Raw genomic sequence first — 17023 nt, forward strand, 5'->3', positions numbered from 1 at the left:
CACACCAGCGGCAGACGACTGAGAGCCACACCCGCCCCTCCCGGGGCATCTGAACCCTACGAGCTCAGACGCTTCAACGGTAGGGACGACTGACAGCCCATCCTGCCTGGTCGAGCCGGCCCGACAGAGAGACTTGACTGGCTCCGGCCTTCGAGCGCGCACCCTTGTTGGTCATGTCCGGAAACGGGAACTTTGGCTCACTCGATGTAGGTGTCCACCTGGGTGCCGTCGGCGGCCACCGTGCCACCGTCGCCCCATGCCTTGACCACGTCCAGTTCGGGGAAGGCGTTGACCATATCCGCGATCGCGGCGTTCAGCGGTGACGTCGGCGATGTGCTTGGCCGCCTCGTACGGGCCGATGTTGATCCCGCCGGTGAACACGGCCAGCGAGTACCGCCCCAGCTTGTCCTTGATCTTGGGATCGGAGTGTCGGAGCCGGAGGCGGGGCCGAAGTGGCGATACCAGCTCAGCCAGTGGGCGATGCGCTCGACGATGGACAGCAGGGAACGCTCGGGCATGCGCCGTTCGATCTCGGCCGCCAGCCGTTCGGCCTCGGCATCGCTGCCCTTACCGCGGCGGCGCTTGAGAGTGGGCACACCACTTTCGTCGATGACCAGGTCGGCGTTGTCGAGGTAGCCGGCATCCAGATGCGCGGCCGCGCTCAGGTGGGCATGCTTGAGATGGGCGACGAAGCCGGCATCGGCTAACCGGGCGAGGACGTGCGCGATGTTGCGCCCGAGGCGCGACGACGCTCAGGGAATATGTGCCCAGAAGTCGAGGCGGTTCGGCCGCGTAGTCCGTGTCACCGATCCGTTCTGGTGCCAGGGACTGGACGTGGCCGGAGCCGACGTCGGGCCAGCTCGGCAGGCCGGCGCCGGCAGGGTCACCGTTGGTGGCAAAGGCCGTCCAGTACCGGTTCATCCGGTCGGCGAGCGCGCGTTGTGCCGCCGACAGCGGCGGGCCGCCGGGAAAGTCGAACTGGTTGATCCGGCATGGTGCGCGGACGGCCCATCGGTACAGCTCGCCCACTGGTCCCACGGCCGGGAGCGGAGCCCGCGCGGTCTGCGGTGGCATGTACGTGCGGATGTGGGTGCCCGGCCCGCGCGTGAAGCTGCTGATCGACGTGGCGCGGCCGGGTGAGGGGGTGCTCACGGCCCTGGTGCACGCCGACGACCGCGCAGCCGGTGGGCGCGCGGCCGAAGGCGCTGTTGGACGCCTGGGATCAGATGATGGTGAGCGGTCCGTCGACCAGGTACGCCGCCAGCGGACCGGTCATCTGGGGCCGTGCCGGCGGATGCAGGGCCAGCCCGTTGGCGCAGGTGGTGAGGTGGCCGACCTCTTCGGAGGCCGTGGAGTTGAGGTCGCCGAGCAGTTCGACCGCGTGCGGGACTATCCGGGAGAGGGCGTCCTGCACGCAGTACCGGACGTAGAGCGAGTGGGCGAGCGTCGACTCGTCCGGGCCGCTGTCGTCGATCCGGCGGGCGACGCCCTCCGCGGCCGACATTGCGCCCTCGGTCTCCACCAGCAGCTGGACCCGCTCGGACTCGGGCACCCGCTGGTCGAGCAGCACCCGCTCGACCAGTGCGCTGGCGGCTCCGAGGTGGCTGCCGGTCATCAGCAGCTGGTACCAGGCGAAGCCCGCGGTCAGCAGTACGTCCAGCTGCCCGTCGAGGTCCGAGGTCCGCACCAGCAGCTCCGGCGGCAACAGTACGTCGTCGAGGGTGACCTGCTCACTCTCCGCCCCCGTCCCGCCGACGCTCACACCCTCGCCTTCCGCGGGCATCAGCGCCACCGCCAGTTCCTCGCCCGGGCCGTCCGAGCGGGGGACCATGACACTGGCGATGAGCACATCCATCGACTGAGCCAGACCGTACAGGCGCGTCACCCCGCTGACCAGCCACCCGTCGGGCCCTCCGTGGCGGTCATCGAGGGGGAGAGGATTCCGCCGTCGGGGCGCTCCTCGGCGAAGCCGGACGCCACGATCTGGTTGGCGGAGGCCACCCCCTCGACAAGCATCCACTTCATGCCCTCGTCAGTGATCAGAGCGGGCAGGGTGGCCATCGAGAAGTGGTGCATGGTGGTGGCCACGGCCAGCGACGGTGCCCTGCTGCCCAGTGCGCGCTGCACCCGCAGGGCGTCCAGGGCGGTGGCTCCCCGCCCCTGCCAGCTCTCCGGCACCAGCAGCCCGGGGCCGCCGCTGTCGCGGAAGAGCCCGATGCCGGGGCTACTCGGGCCCTCCAGCTCCATGAGGGATAACGCCCGCAGGCTCTCGTCCAGCCCCGGCAGCAGCTTCGCCACAGTGGCGCGTTCCCGCTCCAGAAATCGCATGTCCTTCCCCTCTTCTCCTGGGACGACCACCCGATCGGTGGCCCAGGCCGACTCACAGCGCCCGGGTGGCGCGCAGCAGCTGCCACACCGCCCCAGGGCCGGTCAGCCCCGAAAGCAATGTACTCCGGCAAGTATTCAATCCTTGATCTTGGTGTCCCGGCTCCGGCCCATAGGCGAAGACTTGTCTGATGTCGTCGTCTCTCAGGCGTCGTCCCACAGGTCGTCGTCGTTGGGTTCGCCGCGGGCCAGCCGCTCGGCGCGCATCTGCTCGCGTTCGGCGCCGGTGGCTCCCACAGGCTGACCCGCTGGACTTTGCCGGGCCAGGTCGTGCTGCAGCACGATGCGGGATGAGCGGCCCATCTCCTGCTCTTTGACCACCCACGGGTCGGTCACTTCCCAGGGCACGTCGGCCCAGGAGGCGTTCTCGGCGATCTCGACGGCCGCGCGGTGGGCGGGGGAGCCCTGCTGGCGGGGACGATGTGAAGTCAGCCGATTCGCGCGGCGGGCGCGATGTGGGGTCAGCCGATTCGCGCGGCGGGCGCGATGTGGGGTCAGCGGTCGCGCTGCGCCTGGGCGATGCGCTTGCCCAGGCCGGCCAGGGAGTCGTCGGCCATGAGCGCGGGCAGTCGGGGCGCGTCCGCCTCGACCTGCGCGAGCACTGCGGGATGCCCGCCGGAGAACCGGCTCCAGGCCCGCACCACTTCCGGCATGGCCGCGATCCCCGCGTCAGAAAGGAGGGCCTCCCTCGGCAGCCACGACGTCAGGAACTGGGTGACTCGCGCCGGACTCCACCACAGAGGACGATCGCCCACGAACTCGGCCAGCTTCTCGAACGCCTCCCGTGCGCCGGGCAGCTCCGGCAGCTCGTGGAACCGGCTCACCGTGTCGTCGGGCGCCGGCCGTACGAGATCGGGCACCGCGCGGGCCCGCAAGAGCGCGACCGGGCGCACGGCGGGCAGTGTGTCGGCGACCAGCGCGCCCATGATCCGATCGCCCAGCTCGGACGCGTCCAGCACCCGCCCCGCGACCACCCCTGGCTCCTCGGCCCGCAGGTCCAGATCGTCGAGGAACTTCACTTCCTCGACCACCGCGTCAACGGCCAGCCCCCCGCTAACCTGGTCGATCCCGACGACGAGAAGGTGCGGCTCCTTGCCGTTCTCGTAGCGGAAGGACAGGGCCGCCAGGGTCTGCTCGCCGTACGGGTCGGCCTTGCCGTACCAGGCGCCCTCACACGTCACCTGCCCCATCCGCCGCACCCATCCGGGCAGCGTCTCCACCACGCCGTTCCCGGCACGCACGAACACTCCGGCATCCGCGCCTTCATCGGCGGACGGGCTCGCGCCTTCGCCGGTCGGCGGGTTCGTGTCGGCCGCGGTGTTGACGGCGGAGAGGGCGGCGAGGGTCAGACGGGCCTCCGTGCTGCCGTCCTCGACCAGCCGCCCCAGGAAGGACTCCACTTCACCCGGCTCGAGATCGGCGGTGAGCCGCGCCGCCCACAACTCGGTCCGCAGCGGCGACCGCCACCTGAGGAGGTCGCGGGCCTGAGCGATCGCTGTGGTAAACGCTGTCGTGCTCACACTTCGACCGTATCGCCCCTGGCCCGCTCTGGACGCAAGGCGACGCACCGACCTGGCGGGGTGGCTCTCCCGCCAGGCATCCGCGCGGTGGCACGCCGTCACCTCCGTGCGGCGGCGGGGCAACGGCGGGGCGGCTCTCCCGCCGAACATCCGCGCGGTGGCACGCCGTCCGGTCAGCCGTTGCCGCAGGCGCCTGCCGTTGGGTTAGTTGTCGCCGGTGAGGCCCGCCTTGCGCAGGGCCTCGGCCATGGCGCCGGTGGGGGCTGGGCGGTCCTGGCGGCGGCCGCCGCGCTGCCCGTCTCCGCGCCCGCGCTGGCCACCATCGCCGCCTCGGCCACCGTTTCCACCCCGGCCGCCATCGCCACTTCGGCCATCATTGCCACCCCGGCCGCCGTTTCCGCCTCGGCGGCCGTCGCCGCGAGCGCCGTCGCCGCGGTTGCGCTGGTCGTCGCCCCGGCCCTGTCCGCGGTCGCGCTGGCCGTTGCCCCGGCCGTCACCCCGTGCGCTGTCGCCGCGCCCCGCGCCCCGGCGGGAGCCGTCGCCCGCGCCCTGAGCCGGGGTCTCGTCCTCCAGGCGGAGGGTCAGGGAGATGCGCTTGCGGGGGATGTCGACATCGAGAACCTTGACGCGGACGATGTCGCCGGGCTTGACCACATCGCGCGGGTCCTTCACGAAGTTTCGGGACATGGCCGAGACGTGGACCAGGCCGTCCTGGTGGACGCCGACATCCACGAACGCGCCGAAGGCGGCGACGTTGGTGACCACGCCTTCGAGGATCATGCCCGAGCTCAGGTCGGAGATCTTCTCGACCCCCTCCTTGAAGGTGGCGGTCTTGAAGGCGGGCCGCGGGTCGCGGCCGGGCTTTTCCAGCTCTCGCAGGATGTCGGTGACCGTCGGCAGGCCGAACGTCTCGTCGGTGAACTCGCCGGGCTTCATGGCGCGCAGCGCCGCCGTGTTGCCGATCAGGGACTTGAGGTCCGTCTTGGCCGCCGTGAGGATGCGGCGGACCACCGGATACGCCTCCGGGTGGACGCTCGACACGTCGAGCGGGTCGTCGCCGCCGCGGATGCGCAGGAAGCCCGCGCACTGCTCGAACGCCTTGGGCCCGAGCCGGGGCACGCTCTTGAGCGCGGCACGCGTCCTGAAGGGGCCGTTGGCGTCACGGTGGCGGACGATGCTCTCGGCCAGCGTGGAGCCGATGCCCGACACGCGCGTGAGCAGCGGCGCCGACGCGGTGTTGACGTCGACCCCGACGGCGTTGACGCAGTCTTCGACCACCGCGTCGAGCGAGCGGGAGAGCTTGGACTCGGCCAGGTCGTGCTGGTATTGGCCGACGCCGATCGACTTGGGGTCGATCTTGACCAGCTCGGCCAGCGGGTCCTGGAGCCTGCGGGCGATCGACACCGCGCCGCGCAGTGACACGTCGAGCTCGGGCAGCTCCTGGGAGGCGTACGGCGAGGCCGAGTAGACCGAGGCCCCCGCCTCAGAAACGACGATCTTGGTGATCGACGGCATGTGCTGGACCAGCTCGCCGGCCAGCTTGTCGGTCTCGCGCGAGGCGGTGCCGTTGCCGATGGCGATCAGCTCGACCCCGTGGCGCTGCGCGAGCGCGCCGAGGACGGCCAGCGACTGGTCCCACTGACGCTTGGGCTCGTGCGGGTAGATGGTGGTGGTTTCGACGACCTTGCCGGTGGCGTCGACCACCGCGACCTTCACGCCCGTACGCAGGCCGGGGTCGAGGCCCATCGTCGCCCGCGTGCCGGCGGGGGCGGCGAGCAGCAGGTCGCGCAGGTTGGCCGCGAACACCCGCACCGCCTCGTCCTCCGCCGCCTGCCACAGCCGCATCCGCAGGTCGATGCCGAGATGCACGAGGATGCGCGTGCGCCAGGCCCAGCGCACGGTCTCGCCCAGCCACTTGTCGGCCGGACGCCCCTGGTCGGAGACGCCGAAGCGGGAGGCGATGCGCAGCTCGTAGTCGGGGCTGTCGTCCGGCTCCAGCGTGACGGACAGCACCTCCTCCTTCTCGCCCCTGAACATGGCCAGGATCCGATGCGAGGGCAGCTTCGTGAACGGCTCGCCGAACTCGAAGTAGTCGGAGAACTTGGCCCCCGCCTCCTCCTTGCCCTCGCGGACCTTCGACACCAGCCGCCCGCGGCTCCACAGCTGCTCGCGCAGTCCGCCGATCAGGTCGGCGTCCTCGGCGAACCGCTCGATCAGGATCGCCCTGGCCCCCTCGAGCGCCGCGCCCGCGTCGGCCACGCCCTCGGTGACGAAGCCCTCGGCCGTGGCGGCGGGGTCGAGCGCGGGGTCGGCGAGCAGCTGGTCGGCCAGCGGCTCCAGGCCCAGCTCGCGGGCGATCTGCGCCTTGGTGCGCCGCTTGGGCTTGTAAGGCAGGTAGATGTCCTCAAGCCTGGCCTTGGTCTCCGCCGCCATGATCTGCTCGCGCAGCTCGTCGTCGAGCTTGCCCTGAGACTCGATCGACTCGAGGATCGCCGTCCTGCGCTCCTCCAGCTCGCGAAGGTAGCGCAGCCGCTCTTCGAGCGTGCGCAGCTGCGCGTCGTCGAGGGCGCCGGTGGCCTCTTTCCGGTATCGCGCGATGAACGGCACAGTCGCGCCGCCGTCGAGCAGCTCGACGGCCGCCTGCACCTGGCCGTCACGCACGCCCAGCTCTGCCGCGATCCGCTGGTGAATAGAGAGCACTTGCCTGCCTTTCGATGGTCCCGCGGGTCAATTGTGCAGGACGACGCCGTCTTTCATGACCAGAGTGCGCGCTGGGTGAACGACCACCGCCTCCGCCGCGCCGCCGCACGGCACGACGACCAGGTCGGCCCGGTCGCCCGGGGCCAGCCCGTACGACTCCAGCCCGAGCGCTCGGGCCCCGCCGTAAGTGGCCGCCTCCAGCGCCAGCTCGATGTCCTCGTCCCTGCGGAACGTGCTGCGATAGGCGACGTGCATCGCCCGCTCCAGCATGTCGCCGCTGCCGTAAGGCCCCCACAGGTCGCGGATGCCGTCATGGCCGCAGGCGACCGTGACGCCGGCGGCCCGCAGCTTCTTGATCGGCGGCACCGGGAAGCTGTAGACGGCCGCGGTCGCGATGGCGACGCCCGCCTCGGCGAACCCCTGGATCAGCCGGTCCTGGTAGGACTCGTCCAACTGGCCGAGCGCGTACGCGTGGCTGACCGTCACCCGGCCGCCCAGCCCCAGCGCCCTTGTCCGCTCGGTGATGAGCTCGAGCTCCCACCCGCCCAGCGAGCCGCCGTCATGCAGGTGGAGGTCGAGATGGGTGCCGTAGCGCTCGGCCAACCCGAAGATCAGGTCGAGGTGGCGCACGGGGTCGCGGTCGATGCCCGCCGGGTCGAGGCCGCCGACCGCCTCGACGCCGCTCTTCAGCGCCTCTTCGAGCAGCTCGGCCGTGCCGGGGTTGATCAGCACCCCGTGCTGCGGGAACGCCACCTGGCGCACGTCGAGGGGGGAGCCCGCGGCGGCCTCGAGCACCGCCTCCACGCCCCGCAGCCCCACTGACGGGTCGATGTCGGTGTGGGTGCGCACATGGCACGTGCCCGCCGCGCTCATGCGCGCCAGCAGCTCGCCGATCCGCTCGACGCTCGGCACGCCCAGCTCCGCACGGCGGCCGAGGTCGTTTCCGATGCGCCCGGCCAGCGTGTCGTCGGCCGAGTGGGGCACCCACGGGCCGCCGAAGAGGGTCTTGTCGAGGTGGCAGTGCGCCTCGACGAGGCCGGGCAGCACGAGCTGCCCCGCGATGTCGACGACCTGGGCGCCGGGCGCGTCGATGCCCTGGGCGACGAGGTGGATCCGGCCGTCGCGGACGAGGATGTCGGCAGGGCCCTCGAGCCCCCAGGGGAGCCCGCCGCGCAGCAGGACGTCGGTCATGCCAAGCACCCTAAACGGCCGCACCGACGATTTCCCTGACTCCGCCGGGACAGGTTCCGCTCCCGGGGTACTGCGGTCGTCAGGACGGCGCCCGGAGGAAGGCGGGGCCGTGTGCCGGTCATGAGCGGCGGTCGGCGAAGAGCTCCAGGTGGTGGCAGTATCGGCAGCGATAGGCCTCGATCTCCCACTTCGGCCGCCGCATCAGCTTGGCGCCGCCGAAGAACCCGCGCTCCAGCGCGCCCTCGACCCATCTGGCGAATCCGTTGGAGTCCTCGCCCGAATCCATGATGAACCCGGGCTCCAGCCCCTCTTCACCGCAATGCGTACAGTGTAAGTTCATGCTTATACAGCGTAGTCAGATCTCGTCGAGGTGGGAGACGTTCGCCACGTCGGCGGAGTCGGTGCTCGGCCGCCCGTCCAGCCAGGCGTCGAGGATCTCGTCGAGCACCACGTCCGACGTGAGCCGGAGGCTCAGCGCCAGCACGTTGGCGTCGTTCCATTTCCTGGCCCCGTCGGCGGTGTAGGCGTCCACGCACAGCGCCGCGCGGACGCCCGGCACCTTGTTCGCCGCGATCGACGCGCCCGTGCCGGTCCAGCAGCAGACCACCGCCTGGTCGGCCCGCCCCTCGCTCACGTCGCGGGCGGCCAGCTCGGAGGCCCACGCCCAGTCGGCGCGCTCCTCGTCGCTGAGCGCGCCGTGCGTCACCACCTCGTGCCCCCGCTTGCGCAGCTCCGACACGACCCGCTCCGCCACCCCGTCCTTGCTGTCGGCGGCCACCGATATCCGCATGCGCGCCCCCTTCCCGATCTCAGGTCTACCAAGGGCCGCGGGCGTAGGCAAAGGCAGGAGCACACCCGCTGGAGTGGCGAGATGAGATGAAGTGTGCTTGGTTGTGTCGCCATATGAGCATTGATGTGAGCGATATTCCGGCTCTCGCCCGGGGGTGCGCCGTTCTGGGCACCGGAGGAGGCGGTGATGTGCGTACGGGATCGCTGGCGGCGATCGGGGCCATCCGTGAGCACGGCGAGGTACCGCTGGTCAAGCTGACAGAACTGGCCGAGGACGCGCTGATCGTGCCGCTGTCCGGCATCGGGGCCCCGACCGTCAGCCACGAGATGATCCACAGCGCGGACGAGCCCAAGCGCATCGCCGAGGAGGTCGAACGCCTCTTCGGCCGCCCCCCGAGCGCGATCATGTCCTCCGAGATCGGGGGTTCGAACGGCGTGGCGCCCGTCGCCTGGGCCGCCCAGCTCGGGCTGCCGCTGCTCGACGCCGACGGCATGGGCCGGGCGTTCCCCGAGGTCCAGATGGTCTCCATGTACGTGGCGGGGTTACCGGCCGACCTGGTGATCATGTCGGACATCGTGGGCAACGTGGTGACCATCCGCCCCGTCGACGGCCTCTGGTCGGAGCGGCTCGCCCGCGCCGTGTGCGTGGCGGCGGGCTCGACCGCGCTGATGGCCGACTACGTGCTCACCACCGCACGGGCCAGGGGCGCGGTCATCGAGGGTACGGTCACCCGCGCCATCGAGATCGGCAGAGCCACGGAAGGCGCGGCCGACCCGCTCGGCGCGCTCCAGGAGAGCCTGGGCGCAGCACGCCTGATCACCGGCAAGCTCACGGACGTGGAGCGGCGCACCACTGGAGGGTTCGTCAGGGGGACGGCCACGATCGAGGGCACCGGCGACGACCGGGGCCGCCGCCTCACCCTGGAACTGCAGAACGAGAACCTGGTCGCCCTCGAGAACGGCCGGGTGCGGGCCATGGTGCCCGACCTCATCACCGTAGTGGACACCGAGACCGCCGGCGCGATCCAGACCGAGGCCCTCAGGTACGGCCAGCGCGTCACGGTGCTCGCCTGGCCGTGTGACCCGCTCTGGCGCACTCCCAAGGGCCTGGACACGGCCGGACCGCGGGCCTTCGGGTACGACCTGGACTACGTTCCCGTCGAGGAGCTGACGGCGCATGGCTGACCTGCGGATCGGGATCGACGTCGGCGGCACGAACACCGACGCGGTGGTGCTCGCCGCCGACGGCCGCGTGATCGCCAAGGCCAAGCGCCCGACCACCCCGGACGTGACCGGGGGACTGCGCGCCGCCCTCGACGCCGTCCTCGCCGAGCTCGAGGACGGATGGGGGCGGATCGGCCGGGTCATGCTCGGCACCACGCACGCGACCAACGCGATCCTGGAGCGCAGGAACCTCGGTCGCGTCGCCGTGCTGCGGCTCGGCGCGCCCGCCACCACCTCCGTGCCCCCGCTCTCCGGCTGGTCCGACGACCTGCGCGAGGCCGTCTCGGCTGGGGAGGCGATCGTGTCCGGCGGCCACTACGTCGACGGCCGCGAGATCGGCCCGCCGGGGCTCGACGCGATCCGCCGCTTCCTGGACGGCGTGGCGGCCGACGCCGTGGCCGTCACCAGCGTGTTCAGCCCGGCCAGCGGCGAGCACGAGCGCCTCGTCGAGGAGCTGGTCAAGGCCGAGTACGGCCTGCCGGTCTCGCTGAGCCACGAGATCGGCTCGCTCGGCCTGCTCGAGCGCGAGAACGCCACCGTGCTCAACGCCGCCCTGTACGGCGTGGCCGCCCACGTGACCGAGGCCCTGGTCACCGCGCTGGCCGAACGGGGCCTGGGCGCGCGGCCGTACCTGGCGCAGAACGACGGCACGCTCATGACGCTCGAGCACGCCGCGCGGCTGCCGGTCTCGACGATCGGCTCGGGCCCGGCGAACTCCCTGCGCGGAGCCGCGTATCTGTCAGGAGTGTCCGACGCCATCGTGGTGGATGTGGGTGGTACGTCCACCGATCTCGGCGTGCTCGCCGGCGGCTTCCCGAGGGAGTCCGCGGCGGCGGTGGAGATCGGCGGGGTACTGACCAACTTCCGCATGCCCGACATCCTGGCCATCGCGCTCGGCGGCGGGACGGTGGTGCGGAACGGCGGCATCGGCCCCGACTCGGTCGGCTACCGGATCGCCAGGGAGGCGCTCGTGTTCGGCGGGGCCACGGCGACGATGACCGACGCGGCCGTGGCGGCGGGCCGGAGCCCGCACGGGGCCGCCGGGTGGCGTGATCGCCTCGAGGCGGCCGTACAGGCGCTGGAAGCCGACATGTCGGAAAGAATGGAAGACACCCTGGAAAGAGCGGTGGCCATCGCGGACGCGACGGTCATCGACGCCGTGGACAGGATGGCGCTCGGCAAAACGGACAGGCCCCTGGTCGCGGTGGGGGGCGGGGCGTTCCTGCTGCCCGATGTCATCCCGGGCGCGAGCCGGGTCATCCGCCCGGAACACGCCGAGGTGGCCAACGCCGTAGGCGCCGCCATCGCGCTCGCGAGCGGCAGAGTGGATACGATCTTGCCTGCGGGAGATAGCCGGTCAGAAGCGATCGAAAGGGCCAAGGAGGAGGCGGCGGCGCGGGCCGTGGCGGCGGGGGCGGATCCCTCCGGCGTCGAGATCGTGGACCTCCTCGAGGTGCCACTGAGCTACCTCTCCGAGCCCGCGGTGCGGGTACACGTCAAAGCAGCCGGACCCCTCGCCCGGTGAAAGATCGAAAGGATCCCCCCACCATGCGCTGGCACAAGCGTCTGCTCGTCGCCGGGGTCACCGGTGCCTTGGCCTTGACCGCATCCGCGTGCGCGGGCGGCCAGGTGCGCGGCGCCGGCGGGACCCCCAAGCCGGCGGCGAGCAGCGGCAGTCCGACCGCTGCCGCCCAGGCCAACGACAGCACGTTCGTCTACGTGCCCAACCTGGACGTGGTCACCGACTGGGACCCGGCGACCTCGTACTCCAACGAGATCGTGGCCATGCAGAACATCTACGAGGGGCTGACCAGGTACAACTCGCAGTCCCGCAAGGCCGAGCCGCGCCTGGCCACCGAGTGGACCTCGGCGGACGGCGGCAAGGAGTGGACGTTCAAGCTGCGTCAGGGCGTCAAGTTCCACTCCGGTGCCACGCTGGACGCCGAGGCCGCCAAGAAGGCCATCGAGCGGACGATGGAGAAGAAGGGCGGCGCCTCCTACATCTGGGACTCGGTCAAGAAGATCGACGCGGTGGACCCGGCCACGCTGAAGTTCACGCTCAAGTACGCCACACCGCTCGACCTGGTCGCCTCCTCCGGCTACGCCGCCTACATCTATGACGTGAACGCCGTGGACAAGGACGGCAAGTCCGATGCCGGCACCGGCCCGTACACGATCGACTCCTGGCAGAAGGGCAAGGAGACCGAGCTCACGCTGAAGGCTTACGACAGTTACTGGGGCGGCTGGAAGCCGGAGCAGTACAAGAAGGTCGCCTTCAGGGTCACCCCGGAGATCACCACGGCCTGGCAGCTCCTGCAGAAGGGCGAGGTGAACTTCGTTCAGCGCCTGAACCCGCAGCTCTTCGAGCAGGCAGGGATGACCCCGGACGTGAAGACGTCCTCGTCTCCGTCGTTCCAGAACCTGCTGGTCCTGTTCAACACGGCCACGGGCCCGGCGAAGGACGTCAAGATCCGGCAGGCTCTCCAGTACGCCATCGACTACGACGGCCTGACGGCGGCGCTGAAGGGCTCGGGCCAGAAGGCCAGCGGCCTGGTGCCGCAGGGGCTGCTCGGCCACGTCAACGGCATGGAGCCCAAGCAGGACCTGGCCAAGGCGCAGGCGCTGCTCGCCGAGGCGGGGTACGGCCCCGACAACGAGGAGCTCAAGCTCACGATGACCTACGCCCAGGGCGACGACGACCAGAAGCTGCTGGTCACGCTGCTCAGCTCGGCGCTCAAGGGCCTGAACGTGACGCTGCAGGCCAAGCCCATGGCATGGAACGCGCAGTGGGACCTGGGCAAGAAGCAGGGGCAGGACATCTTCGTCATGTACTGGTATCCGGACTACCCGGACGCCTACTCCTGGTTCCTCAACGTGTTCAAGAGCGCGGACAAGCCGCAGTTCAACCTGTCGTACCTGAAGGACCCGGGCATCGACAAGGAGATCGACTCGCTGCCGCAGCTCACGGCCACCGACCAGCTCCAGGCCGACCAGGCGTACCAGGACCTGCAGAAGAAGATCATCCAGGAGCAGGCGGCGGTGGCGGTGCCGTACGTGCAGACCTACCAGCGCGCGCTCACGGCCGACGTCGCGGGATATGTGGACAATCCCGCTTATCCCAACGTCGTCTTCTTTTACGACCTCAAGCGCACAAGCTGACCCATGCTGCGTTACCTGACCCGCCGGCTCGGCCAGGCACTCCTGGTCGTGGCCGGCGTGGTCGTGCTCACGTTCGCCGTCATGCGGCTGGTGCCGGGGGATCCGGCGGTCGCGTTCGCCGGGCCGAAGGCCACGCCCGAGGAGCTCGCCGCCGCGCGCAAGCGGTTCGGGCTCGACGACCCGATCCCCGTGCAGCTGCTGAACTACGTGCGCGACCTGTTCTCGGGAGACTGGGGCATCAGCCTGCACACCAGGCAACCGGTGCGTGACGACCTCTACCTCGCGTTTCCCGCCTCTCTTGAGCTGGTCGGCACGGCTCTGCTCATCTCGGTCGTCGTGGGCATCCCGGTCGGAGTGCTCGCCGCCCGCTACAAGACGAAATTTCCGGATATAGGGGTGCGGTTCGGCAGCATGCTGGCCGTCTCCGTACCGGTCTTCTGGCTGGCCCTCGTCCTGCAGACGGTCTTCGCCAGCAACCTCGGCTGGTTCCCGATCGCGGGCGAGTACGACTCCAAGCTCGACACCACCAGCCCGCTCACCCTCTGGACGAACATCACCATCGTCGACGCCCTCATCACCGGCAACTGGCCAATCTTCACCAGCACGCTCCACCACCTGGTGCTGCCCGCGCTGGTGGTGGCCGCGTACCCGACGGGTGTGATCGCCCAGATGACCAGGGCGGCGCTCATCGAGGAGGCCGGCCAGGACCACGCCAAGCTGGAACGGGCGCTCGGCTTCGGCGAGACCTCCATCCTGACCAGGTTCGCCCTGAGACCTGCGCTGAACCCCGTCCTGTCGCTGATCGCCCTGGTCTTCGCCTACGCCATCGTCAACGGCTTCCTCGTCGAGGCCGTGTTCAACTGGCCGGGTCTGGGCCGCTACGCGGCCGACTCGATCCGCTCGCTGGACACCCCGGCCATCGCGGGCGTCACGTTGCTGGTGGCCCTGGTGTACGTGCTGGCCAACCTGGTCGTGGACATCCTCCAGGGCTTCGTCGACCCGCGAACGAGGGCCCGATGACCGAAGCTCCCCTGCGCCGCACCCTGCCCAGGATCCCCGACCGGTTCGCCGCGTTCGGCGCGGTGCTCATCGTGCTGGTCGTCCTGGCCGCGATCTTCGCCCCGTGGCTCGCCCCGTACCCGGACGAGCCCAAGCCGCTGGAAATGCTGCAGCCGCCGAGCGGCGCGCACTGGTTCGGGACCGACCAGGTGGGCAGGGACGTGCTCACGAGGGTCCTGTACGGCGGCCGCACCTCGCTGTTCATCGCGGTCGCGGTGCTGGCCGTGTCGTCGGTGATCGGGGTCACGCTCGGCGTGGTAGCCGGGTACGCGGGCGGCTGGATCAGGGACGTGATCATGCGGATCACGGACGTGTTCCTGGCCTTCCCCGCGCTGCTGCTCTCCCTGGCCCTGGCCGTGGTGCTCCAGCCCAGCGTGAACACGGTCATCCTGGCCATCGCGGTGACGTGGTGGCCCTGGTACACCCGGCTGGCCGCCTCCGTGGCCGCCTCGATCGCCACCCGCAGCTACGTGGACGCCGCCAGGTGCCTCGGTGTGCCCGCGCCGCTGATCGTGCTCAGGCACGTGCTGCCGAACTCCCTCACCCCCGTCCTGGTCCAGCTCTCTCTGGACGTGGGCGGCGTGATCCTGACCTCGGCGGCGCTGTCGTACCTGGGGCTGGGCGCGCAGGAGCCGGCAGCTGAGTGGGGGCTGATGGTGCAGCAGGGGCAGACGCTCTTCACCACGAACTGGTGGGTGGTCACGTTCCCCGGGCTCGCGATCCTCGTCACGGCGTTCGCGTTCAACGTGCTGGGGGAGGGGCTGCGCAACGCGCTGGACCCGCGAAGGGCGGTCAGATGATCGAGGTTCGTGACCTCCAGGTGCGGTACGGCGGGCGCGTCGTGGCCGACGTGCCCGAGTTGGACGTGAATCAGGGGGAGTGCGTCGCGATCGTGGGGGAGAGCGGCTCGGGCAAGTCGACCACGCTGCTCTCCCTGCTCGGCCTCACCCCAGATGCCGAAATTTCGGGACATGTACGGGTGTGCGGCGTCGACGTCCTGACGGCCTCGCCGCGCCGGCTCCGCGAGATCCGGGGCGCCAGGGTGGCACTGGTCATGCAGACGCCACAGGCCGCCCTCAGCCCCGCCACCCGCCTCGGAGTGCTGATGCGCCGCGCACTCAAGCTCCACGGCGTGGGCAGCACTCCAAGCCGCCGCCCCGACTCCGGCTCGCACACCGGCGCCGGCGAGGGCTCGGACGCCGGCCCGTCCCTCTCCCTCCAAAAGGACGGCACCTCTCCACCACGTGCAGTCGCGCACGGTGGGAAGGGATGGCTGGAGGAGATCATGGTGGAAGCGGTGGAGGCGGTCATGCTCGACCGCGAGATCCTGCGCCGCTACCCCCACGAGATCTCCGGCGGCCAGGCGCAGCGCTTCGCCATCGCGCTGGCCATCGCCCTGGGCGCCGAGGTGATCCTGGCCGACGAGCCCACGAGCGCTCTAGACGTGACCGTGCAGGCCGAGGTCGTCGGCGTCCTGCGCAGGCTGCGGGAGGAGCGCGGCCTGGCGCTCCTGCTGGTCTCCCACGACCTGGCCCTGGTCTCGACGATCGCCGACCGGGTGCTGGTCATGAAGGACGGCGCGGTGGTGGAGTCGGGGCCCGCCGCGAAGGTGCTGGCCGAGCCGTCCCATCCGTACACGCGCGAGCTGCTGGAGGCGCTGCCGTGACCATGCTCAGGGCCGAGGGCGTGACGCTCGGGTACGGCCGCCGCCCGGTCGTGCACGACGTGACCCTGGACATCACCGAGGGCGGCGTCGGCCTGATAGGAGAGAGCGGCTCGGGCAAGACGACCCTGGCGCGCGCGTTCCTGGGCCTCCTCACCCCCATGTCCGGAAATATCTGGTACGGCGACCAAACCCTGAAAAAAGTGGACATGCGGAAGTTCCGTAAAGACGTCCAGCCCGTCTTCCAGGCCGAGGCCCTCGACCCCAGGATGCGCATCGGCGCCTCCATCGCGGAGGCACTCCCGAGAAGCGCCCGGTCCAAGGTGAAGGACCTGCTCGAACAGGTCGGCTTGGACCCCGGCGTGGCCGACCGCAGACCTCACCAGCTCTCCGGCGGCCAGCGCCAGCGCGTGGTCATCGCCAGGGCCCTCGCCGTCGAACCCCGCCTGCTCATCCTGGACGAGCCCACCAGCGCGCTCGACGTCACCGTCCAGGCCAGGATCCTCGACCTGCTGGCCTCCCTGGACACCGAGCGCCTGCTCATCACCCACAACCTCGCCGTCGTGGACCGGCTCTGCCGCACCTCGCACGTGCTCTTCGCGGGCCGCGTGGTCGAGTCGGGCCCCACGGGCGACCTTCTCGCGAAGCCGGCTCACCCGTACACGCGTGCCCTGCGTGACGCCGTGCCGAAGCTGGGCGGCGCCCCGCCCGAGGCCAAGGGCAGGACGGAGGCCGTGCCCGCGCAGACCGGATGCCCCTTCAGGCTGCGCTGCCCGCTGGCCGCGCCCGAATGCGAGCAGCCACCCGTGCTCAGGGACATAGGAGGCCGTCAGGTCGCCTGCCACCGCGCGGAGGACGTACTTCCTAGATAACGCCTTTCAGATGTGAGCAGAGGTCGTCCGCCAGCTTCCCCATCAACCTGGCCAGCTCCGCTCGATCCGCCGTCGGCCAGTCGGCGAGCGCGCCCTCGAACCACTCGGCCGTCACCCTGCGGCACCTGCCCGCGACCTCGGCCCCCTCCTCGGTGAGCGCGATGCGCCAGGCTCTGCCGTCGTCGGGGTCGCGTACCCGCTCGACCAGCTTGCGCTGCTCGAGCGAGGCGACGTGCCTGGTCACGTGAGGGCTCTCGACCTGCAGGCCCTCGGCGATCGCGCCGATCCTGCGTGGCTCGGCCGCGTCCAGCAGGTGGACGAGGATCTGCACGTCCGGCCGGTCGAGCCGGACGCCGGCGGCCTCGGTCAGCCGCTCGTGCGTCTTGGCGCGGTTGAGTGAGGTCACCAGTGTGCGGAACGCCACGACCGTCCTGTTGAGATCTTCGTCCATCCTGATTTAC

The 17023-nt window shown here is 70.7% G+C and carries 17 protein-coding genes; 8 read left to right on the plus strand and 9 right to left on the minus strand.

Going from position 1 to position 17023, the window contains the following annotated elements; translation table 11 throughout:
- Positions 1–473 precede the first annotated feature (473 nt).
- Positions 474–707, plus strand: a complete 234-nt coding sequence (locus tag ACIBVN_RS40620; protein ID WP_397145618.1) for a hypothetical protein — start codon at positions 474–476, stop codon at positions 705–707.
- Between the two features lie 515 nt (positions 708–1222).
- Here the strand turns inward: ACIBVN_RS40620 and ACIBVN_RS40625 are convergent.
- The 8 genes from ACIBVN_RS40625 to ACIBVN_RS40660 all read right to left on the minus strand — a co-directional run bounded on the left by ACIBVN_RS40625 (position 1223) and on the right by ACIBVN_RS40660 (position 8586).
- Positions 1223–1855: a hypothetical protein gene (locus ACIBVN_RS40625; protein ID WP_397145619.1), complete on the minus strand. Its 633-nt coding sequence runs from the start codon at positions 1853–1855 to the stop codon at positions 1223–1225.
- Between the two features lie 26 nt (positions 1856–1881).
- Positions 1882–2328, minus strand: coding sequence for a hypothetical protein (locus ACIBVN_RS40630; protein ID WP_397145620.1), 447 nt, complete (start codon positions 2326–2328; stop codon positions 1882–1884).
- Positions 2329–2529: 201 nt separating this feature from the next.
- Positions 2530–2733, minus strand: a complete 204-nt coding sequence (locus tag ACIBVN_RS40635; RefSeq protein WP_397145621.1) for a hypothetical protein — start codon at positions 2731–2733, stop codon at positions 2530–2532.
- A gap of 146 nt (positions 2734–2879) precedes the next feature.
- Complete coding sequence (locus tag ACIBVN_RS40640) at positions 2880–3905, minus strand: hypothetical protein (RefSeq protein WP_397145622.1); 1026 nt, start codon at positions 3903–3905, stop codon at positions 2880–2882.
- 204 nt (positions 3906–4109) lie between these two features.
- Positions 4110–6605 carry a Tex family protein gene (locus tag ACIBVN_RS40645; protein WP_397145623.1) on the minus strand — a complete coding sequence of 832 codons (2496 nt, stop codon included), beginning with the start codon at positions 6603–6605 and terminating at the stop codon, positions 4110–4112.
- Between the two features lie 27 nt (positions 6606–6632).
- The gene (locus ACIBVN_RS40650) at positions 6633–7796 is read right to left on the minus strand and encodes an amidohydrolase (RefSeq protein WP_397145624.1); all 1164 of its coding nucleotides are present in this window, start codon (positions 7794–7796) and stop codon (positions 6633–6635) included.
- Between the two features lie 118 nt (positions 7797–7914).
- Positions 7915–8136, minus strand: a complete 222-nt coding sequence (locus ACIBVN_RS40655; RefSeq protein WP_397145625.1) for a hypothetical protein — start codon at positions 8134–8136, stop codon at positions 7915–7917.
- Positions 8137–8151: 15 nt separating this feature from the next.
- Complete coding sequence (locus ACIBVN_RS40660; RefSeq protein ID WP_397145626.1) at positions 8152–8586, minus strand: RpiB/LacA/LacB family sugar-phosphate isomerase; 435 nt, start codon at positions 8584–8586, stop codon at positions 8152–8154.
- 113 nt (positions 8587–8699) lie between these two features.
- Between ACIBVN_RS40660 and ACIBVN_RS40665 the strand changes: the two genes are divergently transcribed.
- From ACIBVN_RS40665 to ACIBVN_RS40695, 7 genes are read left to right on the plus strand one after another with little or no spacing between them, the layout of a single operon-like run.
- The gene (locus ACIBVN_RS40665) at positions 8700–9770 is read left to right on the plus strand and encodes a DUF917 domain-containing protein (protein WP_397145627.1); all 1071 of its coding nucleotides are present in this window, start codon (positions 8700–8702) and stop codon (positions 9768–9770) included.
- Complete coding sequence (locus ACIBVN_RS40670; RefSeq protein ID WP_397145628.1) at positions 9763–11334, plus strand: hydantoinase/oxoprolinase N-terminal domain-containing protein; 1572 nt, start codon at positions 9763–9765, stop codon at positions 11332–11334. The genes ACIBVN_RS40665 and ACIBVN_RS40670 overlap by 8 nt, the downstream gene beginning before the upstream one ends.
- 23 nt (positions 11335–11357) lie before the next feature.
- The gene (locus ACIBVN_RS40675) at positions 11358–12968 is read left to right on the plus strand and encodes an ABC transporter substrate-binding protein (RefSeq protein ID WP_397145629.1); all 1611 of its coding nucleotides are present in this window, start codon (positions 11358–11360) and stop codon (positions 12966–12968) included.
- A 3-nt stretch (positions 12969–12971) separates the two neighbouring features.
- Entirely contained in the window at positions 12972–13988 is a 1017-nt protein-coding gene (locus tag ACIBVN_RS40680; RefSeq protein WP_397145630.1) for an ABC transporter permease, read from the plus strand.
- Positions 13985–14827: an ABC transporter permease gene (locus ACIBVN_RS40685; RefSeq protein ID WP_397145631.1), complete on the plus strand. Its 843-nt coding sequence runs from the start codon at positions 13985–13987 to the stop codon at positions 14825–14827. The genes ACIBVN_RS40680 and ACIBVN_RS40685 overlap by 4 nt, the downstream gene beginning before the upstream one ends.
- Entirely contained in the window at positions 14824–15693 is an 870-nt protein-coding gene (locus ACIBVN_RS40690; protein WP_397145632.1) for an ATP-binding cassette domain-containing protein, read from the plus strand. The genes ACIBVN_RS40685 and ACIBVN_RS40690 overlap by 4 nt, the downstream gene beginning before the upstream one ends.
- Before the next feature lie 2 nt (positions 15694–15695).
- Positions 15696–16562 (plus strand): ABC transporter ATP-binding protein, encoded by an 867-nt coding sequence (locus ACIBVN_RS40695; RefSeq protein ID WP_397145714.1) that lies wholly within the window; start codon positions 15696–15698, stop codon positions 16560–16562.
- Here the strand turns inward: ACIBVN_RS40695 and ACIBVN_RS40700 are convergent.
- Complete coding sequence (locus ACIBVN_RS40700) at positions 16555–17013, minus strand: MarR family winged helix-turn-helix transcriptional regulator (protein WP_397145633.1); 459 nt, start codon at positions 17011–17013, stop codon at positions 16555–16557. The genes ACIBVN_RS40695 and ACIBVN_RS40700 overlap by 8 nt on opposite strands.
- Positions 17014–17023 lie beyond the last annotated feature (10 nt).

This window comes from Nonomuraea sp. NPDC049400 (genome assembly GCF_044466425.1).
GTDB lineage: Bacteria > Actinomycetota > Actinomycetes > Streptosporangiales > Streptosporangiaceae > Nonomuraea.